The 13,045-nt window shown below is 47.7% G+C and carries 7 protein-coding genes; 4 read left to right on the forward strand and 3 right to left on the reverse strand.

The window, feature by feature from the left end; genetic code table 11:
• The first annotated feature begins 1,476 nt into the window (after nucleotides 1-1,476).
• A complete protein-coding gene (locus tag HB364_RS25005) occupies nucleotides 1,477-2,286 on the forward strand; it encodes a LamG domain-containing protein (RefSeq protein ID WP_167291087.1) in 810 nt (269 codons plus the stop codon).
• Between the two features lie 134 nt (nucleotides 2,287-2,420).
• Here the strand turns inward: HB364_RS25005 and HB364_RS25010 are convergent, their stop codons facing one another.
• From HB364_RS25010 to HB364_RS25020, 3 genes are all read right to left on the reverse strand, one after another.
• Nucleotides 2,421-3,443: an LLM class flavin-dependent oxidoreductase gene (locus HB364_RS25010; RefSeq protein ID WP_167291088.1), complete on the reverse strand. Its 1,023-nt coding sequence runs from the start codon at nucleotides 3,441-3,443 to the stop codon at nucleotides 2,421-2,423.
• A 91-nt stretch (nucleotides 3,444-3,534) separates the two neighbouring features.
• Nucleotides 3,535-4,677, reverse strand: a complete 1,143-nt coding sequence (locus HB364_RS25015; protein WP_167291089.1) for a sterol desaturase family protein — start codon at nucleotides 4,675-4,677, stop codon at nucleotides 3,535-3,537.
• Nucleotides 4,678-4,976: 299 nt separating this feature from the next.
• Nucleotides 4,977-6,011, reverse strand: a complete 1,035-nt coding sequence (locus HB364_RS25020) for a LacI family DNA-binding transcriptional regulator (protein ID WP_167291090.1) — start codon at nucleotides 6,009-6,011, stop codon at nucleotides 4,977-4,979.
• Nucleotides 6,012-6,277: 266 nt separating this feature from the next.
• Between HB364_RS25020 and HB364_RS25025 the strand changes: the two genes are divergently transcribed.
• The 3 genes from HB364_RS25025 to HB364_RS25035 are packed head-to-tail and all read left to right on the forward strand — an operon-like array spanning nucleotide 6,278 to nucleotide 13,034.
• Nucleotides 6,278-9,352, forward strand: a complete 3,075-nt coding sequence (locus tag HB364_RS25025) for a SusC/RagA family TonB-linked outer membrane protein (RefSeq protein ID WP_208420098.1) — start codon at nucleotides 6,278-6,280, stop codon at nucleotides 9,350-9,352.
• A gap of 11 nt (nucleotides 9,353-9,363) precedes the next feature.
• Nucleotides 9,364-11,061 carry a RagB/SusD family nutrient uptake outer membrane protein gene (locus HB364_RS25030; protein ID WP_167291091.1) on the forward strand — a complete coding sequence of 566 codons (1,698 nt, stop codon included), beginning with the start codon at nucleotides 9,364-9,366 and terminating at the stop codon, nucleotides 11,059-11,061.
• 41 nt (nucleotides 11,062-11,102) lie between these two features.
• Nucleotides 11,103-13,034 carry a glycoside hydrolase family 97 protein gene (locus HB364_RS25035; protein WP_167291092.1) on the forward strand — a complete coding sequence of 644 codons (1,932 nt, stop codon included), beginning with the start codon at nucleotides 11,103-11,105 and terminating at the stop codon, nucleotides 13,032-13,034.
• Nucleotides 13,035-13,045 lie beyond the last annotated feature (11 nt).

Consider the following 13,045-nt stretch of genomic DNA (forward strand, 5'->3'; position numbering starts at 1 on the left):
GCTATCTTCACCATAATCGCCGGCAGTGCCACCGGTGTAGTTAGGATAGCGCCGCTCACGGCAGCGAGGATAAGTCCCCAGTTCCGCAGCTTCGCAAAGAAGGGCGGGGTAGGGCTTTGCATTCTTTCCTGTATACTCATATGATACTTTTTAATGTTAAAAAAATAAACTACTTAACCAAAGCCTTATCTGCTATTGGCTATAGCTAACAGCATGTATTCGTCCCTGGCCAGGTATGCAGTTCAGCAACCGTGTGCTGGCGTACTTGTGCCGTCGAACGAACGGCTCGTAACTCGCAGCTTAAAGCTCGTAGCTTGTATTCTCAGCCAAATTCTGCCTTTCATTCCCCGCTGCATGCGGACCTTTGTCCCGTGCCTGGTGGCTGGCTCACCGAAGCCTTTCATGGATCACAGCGGCAAAACGAAAACCAGTGGCAATAGCCCTCAGCCGATAGCTATGTGCAAAAAGCAAATAGCAACAGCTAAAACCTAAAAGCTAACTGCTAAAAACCCAACCGCTAATAGCTAATGCCTGATCGCTAAAAGTTAAAGGCTAATAGCTAATACCTAATACCTAAAACCCAACTCCTCAATTCGTGTTGCACAACACTACCATACATCAACCGTGCTTAGGGGCCCCGTCCACACAGTCGATCAGCATTTTTATAGTTACTCCACCAATCCCCTCGCAGGTAATCAGCGAAGCAAAAGTTCAAATCTCATACATCCCATAAATCTCAAAAATCCCAGTTCAGAATGTTTTAATGATCGTCAGCGACTTCGCCCCATCCTGCTGCCTCAAAAAATAACGGCTCCCCACAAGCTGGTAAAATTCGATCCCCATCACCACAAGGAGAGGCCGCCGGGTCCGTGCAGGGAACGATAGTACCAAGGAAGATCGTTGATGCCATACTGTTCAACATCCTGGGCGAAAGATCAATGGTGCTGGAATTGGCGGGTTTTAAAGTCACTTGGCTATACGGGTTCAACCAGGAATTTAGAAACCGCCTCAAACCGCTGAAAAAACTTCCCGCCGTAATAGCCGCAATCAAAGAGCAGGATTCCACTGGCGGCAAACAACGGAAAAGCGCGCAACCTTGAAAACCCTCACAAAACCGGCGGTCACTCACTCACCGCCGGCTTTTAATGGTAACTCAGGTTAAACGAGGAATAAATGCGCGGGATCCTTTGGCTCCTATACCGGCGGAGGCTGGTTCTGGATGTAGGATTGATGGGTGTGAGGCTTATGTACCACGATCTGACCTACACCTTATTGTTAGTCAAATAGTTAAATACTAAAAAAAAGGTTATTGGTAGTAGTAAGTCGCCAACGGGAATGACTAATAATAATCATTTTAGCCCCCCAAATTTACAGATTGTCCCCCCTTGTATTAATCAATAATAATTGAGATTTGACTTGCCTGTTCAATATTAATGAAATAGGGAGCTACAAATTAACTAACATCAAAAAGCCATTATGAAAAAATCAAGCCTCATCCTGATTGCATCATTTGTTGTTATGATGGGTTCCTCCTGTCAGAAACAAGGTGCAACCAACAATCCATTAACGGAGCAAGAAATACCAGAAACAGAAACCAACGCTGTTAGCTGGGTAACGGTGCTGCCCACTAACTCCTTTAATTCCTTTAGTACTTACTGGAGCAATTTCTATCCATGGGGGGCAATAGATCACAACGGATCTGCACGTATGAGAACGCAGAATATGAGCCTTTCGGGCGGCGTGCTAACCATAACCGCTTACCCTGGCACTGTGCCTGACAAACCCAGCATCCACTACTTCTCCTATACCTGCTATGCCAAACAACAGGTGACTGTGAGCGCGGCATGGCCAAAGTGGCGTGTTTCGGGCGAGTTTCAATGCCCTTCTGTAAAAGGTACCTGGCCTGCCTTCTGGTTAAACGGGGCTAATCAATGGCCACCGGAAAGCGACATTATGGAGTTTAAAGGAAGTACAACTAACTGGACAAACACCTACAAGAACCAAAACGGACAGTGGTCAAGTGTAGGTACGGTGATATCTAACCCGGCCAACTGGCATACATACACGGCCTATTTAACAAGAATTGGTACTACCAATAATGTAAATATCGAATACTGGACAGATGGAGTCAATGTGTCGAACCAAACCGGTCAAAACTTCGTTAATGAGCCGCTTAACCTGATCATCGACCTTCAAATGGAAGGTTCATCAGGTACTCCTGGCCCATCAGGAAACACGGTTATGCGCGCCAGAAATGTAACCATTCAAAGAAGCGCTACATTATAAGAAACATCATTAACTACCAGCTTCACTAGCTTTAAGTTGATTCAGGTTAAGCCAGACCTTATACCAACAAGGTCTGGCTTATTTTATAGCAAGAACCGGTAAAACCGGCAAGCATCTCAACGCGGGAACAAAACTTAACGCCAACCTAATCCGGGCGCCACATGCTTCAGAATAGACGAGAGGACGTGTATATTGTAGTCAACTCCTAAGGTATTGGGTATCGTCAGCAGCAGCGTATCAGCTTCCTGGATGGCTTCATCCTGGGCTAATTCCTTAATGAGCTGATCCGGTTCTCCGGCATAGGATCTTCCGAAAATGGCGCGTTTATCGGCTTCGATCATACCAATTTTGTCAACTCCATTGACATCCCTTCCAAAGTATAATCTGTCCTGATCATTCATCAACGCAAAAATAGACCGGCTCACGGAAACCCTGGGCTCGCGCTGATGGCCTGCTTTTTTCCAGGCATCTTTGTACAGTCTGATCTGTTCTGCCTGTTGTATATGGAATGGCTTGCCGCTCTCGTCGAATTTTAAGGTAGAACTTTGCAGGTGCATGCCGTTTTCGGCAGCCCAAATGGCTGTCGCATTGGAGGCTGCTCCCCACCAGATACGTTCCCGTAAGCCCTGGGAGTGAGGTTCCAACCGTAAAAGGCCTGGCGGATTGGGAAACATGGGGTAGGGGTTTGGCTGTGCAAATCCAACACCTTTGAGTTGATCCAGGAATTGCAGCGCTTTCCTGCGTCCCATTTCTGCGTCGGTTTCTCCTTCAGCAGGTTCATACCCAAAATAACGCCACCCATCAATGACCTGTTCCGGCGAACCTCTGCTGATGCCCAGCTGCAAGCGCCCGCGCGAGATGAGGTCGGCAGCTCCGGCGTCTTCCACCATATAAAGGGGATTTTCATAACGCATGTCAATAACACCGGTTCCAATCTCTATACTGCTTGTTTTGGCGCCGATAGCTGAAAGCAAAGGAAATGGAGAGGCTAACTGAGCTGCAAAATGATGTACCCGGAAATAGGCGCCATCCAGGCCGATCTCTTCGGCAGCGACAGCCAGGTCAATAGACTGGAGTAAGGTGTCACTTGCTGTACGGGTTTTATAGGCCGGATGATTTGACCAATGTCCGAATGATAAAAATCCTATTTTCTTCATACGTCTCTTTTCGATTGTAAAATAGCCTTTACAAAGGTAGACATATCAGATAAAGAAATGCTGCCTGACAAGGTTTCCCATGGGATACCACTTACCTGTTGGTCTCATTCTCCATATCAAGGTTTTCATCAAAAGGACTTTTCGTAAAAGGGTACACCAGTTGGTTCACATACCCTTTTGGGAAATGCGTCTCCCGCAGCCCGGTGCCTTCGGGCCAGGTATTGCCGGGCAGATAATAAGTGCCAAATAGCTTATCAATAAACGGGAATATGGTGGCAAAGTTTTTTCCATAGTGTTGAGGGTCTTCGCAATGGTGCCAGTGATGGTACTGGGGCGTAGCAATAATATATTTCAGGAAGCCAAAGTTGATCCGGGTGTTGGCATGAATGAGCACCGCATGGATGGCCATGAATATGATATAGGTATTAAAAGTGATCTCCGAAAATCCAAAAACGTACAAGGGAATAAAGGTCATGGACCGGGTGACAAAAATATCTACAAAATGGGTCCTTGATCCGGCCAGCCAATCCATGTTTTTTGTGGAATGGTGAACGGAATGGAAACGCCACAGGTAGGTATGTGAATGAAAAAAGCGATGGGCAGCATATTGAAAAAGGTCGGTGATCAGGAAGGCGAACAAAAGCTCAATTACATAAGGAAGCTGTTGCACCCAATGCTGGAGGTCTGACAGTCCGATCCATCCAAAGAATAGTTTTGCCGGCTTCTGGGTGATAACCCCAAAGAACTGAATGAACAAATGGCTGATCACAAAATAAAGCAGGTCGGTCCTCCATTCTTCGTGAAACTTGCTTTGTTGCCTGTTTTTAGGGAACACCATTTCAATAGGAACAAAGATCACCGCCATCAGCAGCAGGTCAAGCAATAACCAGTCAACACCCAGGTGCCAACTGTTCTTTTCAACTGGCCGGCCCTCTACCTGTAAACCTCCGAAGACAATGGCCAGGGTGCAGATCAGCAATCCTGTCATGGCCCATTTCTTTTGTTTGTTAAGCATAAAACTGATGAGCGCAAAGAGAAAAGAGGCGATGATGGTTGCCGTCAACAATGCTTTCATAGTCTCCCCTGTGTACACCTCCCTGAATTGGGGGGTGGTGAGCCACTCCGGATATTTAAAACAAATAACGCCGGTCAGGGAAAGTAAACCCAGGAATATCGACGAATAGCCGCTTATTTTCCCTTCACCAATTTTAAGACGTTGAGCAGGTGTACGCATACGAATATATTCAATATATTAAAGTTGAAAATTATGTAATAAACTCCCGGCGGTTGCTTTTTATTGCCTTGTTTCTCCCTCTTCAAGATACAAAGGCTGCAAAGTATAGATGGCTAATAAGAGCATGAAATTGTAATGAGTGAATGGTAATATATTTCTTATGGATGGTGTGGTTTAACGTTTGAAGTGGTAGACAGCCAAGGCGTTTTTAGAGGTGTTGAATTCTCCTCCTTCTCTCTAGGTTCTGAACCATAAGCAAATTGGATCAGCGAAAGCAAACCCACCATGACCTAATATTCTCAGGAAGCTGTCGTCCGCTGCGAACTCTGCCTACAAATAAGCTCCGTCTTGATGATCATTTCGCGTTTGGTAAACGCCGGCTCCTGGCCTTTCAGGATGTTTTCAAAATAAATACCGGCTGTCGCTTTGCCCAGGGCTTTGCTCTTCTGGTCGATCGATGAAAGCGATGGCTTGATGATGTGCGTAAAGGCCTCGTTGGCAAAACCAAAAATGCCCAGTTGTTCGGGTACTTGTATGCCCATCGATTGGGCGACTTCCAATATACCTAAAGACTGGTGATCGGATACGGTTAAAAAAGCATCCGGTGGTTGAGGAGATGACAGCAGTCCGGCGGCAATTTTCACGGCCTGTTCTTTATGCAATACATCGTCTGCAATAAAATCATAAGGAATGCTGAACCCCGACTCTCTAAGGGCCATCAGGTAACCTTCCTTCCGTCGTTTGAATACCGTCAGGTGCTGGGGCCCGCCGAGGAAAGCTACACGCTGGTAACCTTCTTCAAAAAGCTTTTTAGCAGCGCTGTAAGATGCTTCTTTGTCATCGTTGAACACTTTATAGCCGTCCAGGTGGTCCACACAGCGGTCAAACTGGATCAGCTCAATATGGTGCGCGAGGATGTTTTCAAGGTGCGTATACGATCTGGTCTCCGCAGAAAGGGAGATCAGGATACAGTCCACGTTTTGATGGATCAGCGTATCGACCGCTTTGCATTCCATGGCAAAGGATTCATGCGACTGGCAGATCACCAGGCTATGGTTGTTTTCAAAACAAACTTCTTCTATACCGGCAATGGCTTCGGAAAAAAAACTCTGGTTGATGTGCGGCACCACTACACCAATGGTCCTCGACGACCCTTGACGAAGGTTGGCTGCATGCGAATTGAGCTTGTAGTTCAGTTCAGTGGCTTTTTTCCGCACCCTTTCCCGCACTTTTTGGCTGGTTGCAGGGTGCCCGTTCAGCGCCCTGGATACATAAGAGGCCGATACGCCCAATTCCCTGGCCACATCGTAAATGGTTACACGTTTACCCGACATGAAGGCTGTTTAGAGTTCCTGTTATAAATATAGGTTACCTGCCGTTCTGTAAAAATAAGATTTTATGAAATCGATTAACAAAATGTTTAAAATGTTATAATAAATTGATAAGCAAGTATTTATTATATGTCAATAATTTTAGTTGAAAAATTTGGAAATCGATTTCAAAATATGATAGCTTTGGAAAAGATTGAAACTCCGCTGCGGGGGAACGATCACGATTGCCAATCTTCATTAAAATTTAAACCATGAACGAAAGCTTGCTAATGAGAAAGAGAAGTTCTTTCCTACAAAGTTCATCCGGGCAATGCTCCACAATAGCCTGCTGGCTGTTGCCTGTTATCTGCTGTTTTTTCTCCTTCTTCAGTATGGCCCAGCAAAAAATTACCGGTACGGTAAAATCCGGTGATTTGGCGGTAGTAGGCGCCTCAGTACAGGTGAAGGGGACTACCAATAGTACATCGACCGACATCAACGGTAACTTTTCCATTACTGCTGCGGAGGGTTCAACCCTTGTTATCAGCTCTGTAGGTTATGCGAGCCAGGAAGTGAAAGTGACCAGCCAGGCATCCATCACAGTGCAATTGGCGCTCACCGAACAGCTGTTGAGCGACGTGGTAGTGGTAGGGTACGGTACACAGAAAAAGACCACGCTCACGGGGTCGGTGTCTACCGTTACTGGCAGTGATATTGTTAAAAGCCCTTCCGTCAACGTCACCAGTTCATTGGCCGGCCGGCTGCCGGGCCTCATTGCCAACCAGCGGAATGGTCAGCCGGGCAGGGATGATCCGGCCATTCTCATCCGGGGTACCGGTACGCTCAACGACAATTCACCCCTGGTGATCATCGATGGGGTTCCCCGCAGCCAACTTAGCAGGCTGAATCCCGAGGACATTGAAAGCATTTCCGTGCTGAAAGATGCTTCAGCCGCTATTTACGGCGCCCGTGCTGCCAACGGTGTCATATTGGTCACCACCAAAAGAGGCACCAAAGGGAAAGCCGACTTTACGTTCACGTATAAATATGCTTTGTCCAGCCCAACCAAAGTGCCCGATATGCTGGATGCGGCAACCTATGCTGAAGTGTATAATGAGGGCGTATTCTACAGGGCCGGACGTAATCCAAATTATATCCCCCAATATTCAGCTGATGCCATCCGCAAATACCGCGACGGTTCTGATCCGGTATTGTATCCCAATACCAATTGGGTAGATGAGGTGTTGAAACCAACTTCATATCAGCAAAACATGAACCTGCAGGTGAATGGTGGCTCGGATAAAGTGCGCTACCTGCTTTCTTTTGGTACCACCACCCAGGATGGCAACTTCAGGCACGATCCAACCTTTTACCGGCAATACAACGTGCGCACGAAAATAGATATTGACCTCGTCAAAAATCTCACCATCGGCGCAAATATCTATACCATCATCAATAAACGCACTTATTCACCCATCGGACAGGATGTTAATTTCATCAATATCCTGCAGGCCAATCCTACGATCGTTGCCCGATATCCCAACGGCCTGATCGGTCCTGGCCGGCTGGGCGAAAACCCGCTGCTCATTGACCAGCGCGGTACTGACTTTATAGATGACAATCCTTTGTATTCAACTTTCACAGCAAGCTATAAGGTGCCGTTCGTCAAAGGCCTTAAGTTCGATGCATCATTTAATTACGATTTGAGCAACCAGTCCGAAAAAGTATGGAACCTGCCTTATTTCTACCACGAGTACAATACGGTTACCGGCCAGTATGATAAAAAGCAGGGAACGGGGCAGGCAGCAGCCTCATTGTCCGACACCTATCGTAAATGGACAACCATGCTCTATAACTTTAGGGTTACCTACGAAAAGACTTTCCTGAACGACCACCATGTAGCCCTGATGGTAGGTAATGAGCAACAGCAGAACAAATTTTCTTTTGTATCCGCCTCCCGGAAGAATTACCTGAGTTCCGCCATCGACCAGATCAATGTGGGTAGTTCGGCGGCAGAAGATAAAGACAACAGCGGCTCTGCCAACGCAGGCGCCTATAACAACTATTTTGGACGGTTGAACTATGACTTCCAATCCAAATACCTGCTGGAGTTCGTGTTCCGCTATGATGGCTCACAAATATTTCCCGAAAAAAAACGGTATGGCTTTTTTCCGGGCATTTCCGCCGGCTGGAGATTATCGGAAGAAAAATTCATCATGGCAGCCCTACCTTTTGTGAATCAGTTGAAACTAAGGGCCTCCTATGGAGAATTGGGTAATGACCGGGTAGGAGCCTACCAGTTCCTGCAATCCTTTTCCTTCGGCAACAACTATGTATTCGGAACAAGCCTGGCGCCCGGTATTTACGCGAATGTGATGCCCAATCCCAATATTACCTGGGAAAGGGCCCGCAAAACCGACCTGGGCCTGGAAGCCCAGCTTTGGAATGGTAAACTGGGGGTTGACCTGACGCTGTGGCATCAGAAGAGAACAAAGATCCTCTGGCCGCGCAACCTCTCCGTCAGCAATGTGTATGGCTTCTCCGGCCTGCCGAGCGAAAACATAGGAGCGGTTAATTCCCGTGGTTTTGAATTGATCCTGAGCCACCGCAATACCGCAGGTAACCTAACCTATACCATCAGTGGCAATGTGGCCTATCAATACAGCAAGGTCATTTTCCAGGACGAAGCGCCGCCTGCTGAGCCCTATCAAAGTTTTACAGGCAACCCGGTGGGTTCAGGCCTTTACTACAAGACTGATGGAATATTTCATAGCCAGGAGGAATTGGATAAATATCCGCATAATGTAAATACCCAGGTGGGTGACCAGAAGATCGTGGATATCAACGGCGATGGAAAGATCACGGATAAAGACCGTTACATTGTACCTTATTCTGCCACACCCCGCTATGTATTTGGCTTGAATACGGATTTCCAATATAAAAACTTCGATCTGAATATTTTCTTCCAGGGCCAGGCCGGTGCATACAATAACGATGCTACTGCATCTGTACTGGGAGGCGTTGACTTTGCCAATGCGGTGACATGGAGGGCCAACGATCGCTGGACGGTGAATAATACAAATGGCACCAAACCAAGAACGGATACCTGGGCGCCTGGCGCCACTGATTTCTTCCTGTTTGATGCTTCATTCATCAGGTTAAAAACCGTGGAACTGGGATACAATCTTCCTTCATCTATACTGGCAAAGACCAGGTTTATCAGGAATCTCCGGGTATTTGTAAGCGGGTTCAACCTGCTTACCTGGGCGAAGGAAATCAAATGGGCAGATCCTGAGTTCAATGGTAATTTCACTACCTATCCTCCGCAACGCATTATCAACTTCGGAGCCAGTATTAAATTCTAAAGCTTACGCATATGAAAAAGTTAACAGGACTATTCGTCTTACTCACTATACTACTCGTTTCCTGTAAAAAGGATATTCTGGATATCGATCCGCTGGACAGGGTGGCGGAAAATGCAGTCTGGGCCGACGAGAACCTGATAAAAGCCTATCATACCGAATTGTACAATGGTATTCCGCATGGCTTTCACCTGCACATGTATTCGAAATACGCCGACGAAGCTTATAATACAGCTCCTACCTGGAGCGGCGCCGGTCTTTTTGCGCTGAATACCTTCGATGCTGAAAATATAACCAGTGCTGGTGGGGGCGATTTCTGGGGCAGTTATATGTACTACTGGAACAGGGGGTATCAATACATCCGGAAAGTAAACGTGCTGCTGGAAAAGATGGCCGATGCCAATTCCCTTGCCTTCAACGACAAACCCCGCATTGTGGCGGAAGCTAAATTCCTGCGGGCGTTCATCTATTTTAACCTCATTGAAAGGTATGGAGGAGTGCCGATTGTAACAAAGTCGTATAACCTCGGAGATACGGCTACTTTTAAAAGAGCAACGTTCGATGAATGTGTGGCATTCATAGACAAAGACCTTACAGAAGCAATACCCGGCCTGCCGGCAAGGTATCTTTCGGGCGAGGCAAACTATGGCAGGGCTACCCAGGATGCCTGCCTGGCCCTGCGCTCACGGGTGTTTTTATATGCGGCCTCTCCCTTATTCAATACCACCAACGATAAACAGAAATGGCAAAAGGCAGCAGATGCAGCGGCAGCGCTTTTCACCAAAGGTTATTCTTTGTACCCTGATTACAGGAAGCTGTTTATTTTGACCAGCGGTGCAGCGCAGGACGAATACATCTTCTGCCGCAACTTTACTACCACCAATGGCCACCAGGCCCCCATGAACAACCTGGGCCGGAGGTACGGCGCCTACGGCGGATGGTGGGCCAGCAACGGGCCTTCGCAAAACTTCGTGGATGATTATGATATGAAGAACGGGGAACCGGCCTTTACCTGGGCCGGGAATGTTCAAACGGTCAACCCGGCATCCGGTTACGATGCCAGCCATCCTTATTGGAATAGGGACCCACGGTTCGAGGCCAGCATTATTCACGATTCTTCTACCTACCATGGTGATCTGTTTGAAATGTGGGTAGCATCCGTGGGCGATAAATGGGGCTTTGACTCCTACAAACAGAGTAGCGACAATCCCAGAACGGGCTATATCATCAAAAAGTTTATGCCCGAGGCCGATGTGCCCCTCAACTGGCAAACGTTCTATACCAATCCCTGGCCTCATTTCCGGCTGGCGGAAATGTATTTAAACTATGCCGAAGCAAAATTTGAGCTGGGAGATGAAGCTGCCTGCCGGGAATACATTTCCAAAGTAAGGCAAAGAGCAGGTATGCCTGATATACCCGCCACTGTAACCGGTGAAAACCTGCGACAAAGACTTTACAATGAAAGAAGGATAGAATTGGCTTTTGAATCGCACCGGTTCTTTGATATCAGGCGCTGGAAAATTGGTAGTATTATCGAAAACAGACCCGTCCGTGGCATGAATATCATCAAGGACCTTACTACCAAAGTGACTACCTATACCCCGGTTAGTTTACTGGTGAAAAATCCCTGGCACGAAAAAATGAACCTGCTGCCTATCGAGTCTGCAGAGATCAGGAGAAATCCTGAATTGTCGCAAACGAAAGATTGGTAAGCATGGTGAAAATGATAGGATGGCATTCAACAACAGACTATATGAAAACAACGATCACAACGGCCCTGGTACTTTTATTACATGCTTTGACAGCCCGTGCACAGCAGGCAATGGTTCAATCGCCCAACCATAAGATCAGTGTAGCCTTGGTCAATGATGAAGCGGCCAAAGCAGGTTCCTGGTACCTGAAAGTAATGTACCTGGCAAACGGCAAGGTAACAGAAGCGGTTCCACGCATTGATATTGGACTGGTGCGCAATGACCAGGATTTTTCCAACAACCTGGTTTTGGTGAAGACGGGAAAACCCCTGTTGATCAATGAGCAATACACGGCCCTGCATGGCAAACGGCTTAACCGTACCAATACAGCCAATGAACTGACGGCGTATTTTGAAACGCCCGGCAAAGCAAAGATGAACATCATTATCAGGGCCTGGAATGACGGGGTCACTTTCCGGTATGAATTCCCCGAAAAACAGGGAAGCTTTATTATAAAGGATGAACGCACGGCCTATTCCATCCCGCAGCAAACCATGCGGTGGATGGAGAAGTGGAACACGGCCAATGAAGGCCTGTACACGGCCATGAGCGATGACAAAGTGCAGCAGCAGGACTGGTGTTACCCGGCACTGTTCAATACGGCCGATAAAGCCTGCTGGTTCCTGCTGCACGAAGCCGATGTGAACCGCGACTATTGCGGCACCAAATTGAGCAATACCGCCAACAGGAATGCCTACAAACTTACCTTTCCCAACCCGAAAGACGGGAATGGGCAGGGAGATTCCCTGCCATCCATCACACTGCCCTGGAAATCACCCTGGCGGGTGATCATGGCCGGCAGCCTGGCTGATATCGTAGCTTCTACGTTGGTGGAAGATGTGGCTGCACCGTCTGTAATCAAAAATACGGATTGGATCAGGCCCGGGGCAGTATCCTGGAACTACTGGTCCAGCAACCACGGCACCAAAGACTATAAAATAGTAACAGCCTTTGCCGACCTGGCAGCACGGATGAACTGGCCCTATACCTTGCTCGACTGGGAATGGGATGTCATGGGCAATGGCGGTACATTGGAAGATGCCGCAAAATACATCCTGTCAAAAGGCGTGCGGCCCCTCATCTGGTACAACTCCGGTGGAAAGCATACTGGTGTGCCTGCTACACCCCGCGACCGCATGCTGACCCATGAAAACCGGGTAGCCGAATTCACCAAACTGAAGAAGCTGGGTTTTGCGGGCGTGAAAGTGGATTTCTTTGAAAGCGAGAAACAGGACATGATCAAATACTACCTGGATATACTGGAAGACGCCGTCCAGTTTGAGATGATGGTCTACTTTCACGGTTGTATGGTGCCGAGAGGATGGGCGAGGACCTATCCAAATTTGATGACCAATGAAGCGGTACGCGGGGCCGAATGGTATAACAACGGACCTGAATTTACCGGCACAGCGCCGGAGCACAACACCATCTTGCCATTTACGCGCAATGTGGTAGGGGCTATGGATTATACCCCGGTTACCTTCACCAATTCCCAGTTCCCACACCTTACTTCCTATGGCCATGAACTGGCGCTGAGTATTCTGTTTGAATCGGCCTTACAACACATGGCCGACCGCCCGGAAGGATATGATGCCTTGCCTGATGCCGCCAGAACTTTTCTTAAAACCGTACCAACGGCCTGGGACGATACGCAATTGCTGGATGGATTTCCCGGCAGGGAGGTGATCATGGCCCGGCGCAAGGGCAATGACTGGTATATAGGAGGCATTAATGCGGAAATACGGCCGAAGACAAAAAAGATCGCCTTTGGTTTTTTAAAGCCAGGTGTAAAGTATAAAATGACTTTGATTGCTGATGGCGAACACGATAAGTCATTCGACATACAAAAACTGGTGGTAGATCAGTCGACCAACATAGAAGTGAAACTGCTCCGCCGGGGCGGCTTTGCCGCATCGCTCGTACCGTTGCCATAGAAAAATTATTA

Origin of the sequence: Paraflavitalea devenefica (assembly GCF_011759375.1) — a bacterium.
Classification (GTDB): domain Bacteria; phylum Bacteroidota; class Bacteroidia; order Chitinophagales; family Chitinophagaceae; genus Paraflavitalea; species Paraflavitalea devenefica.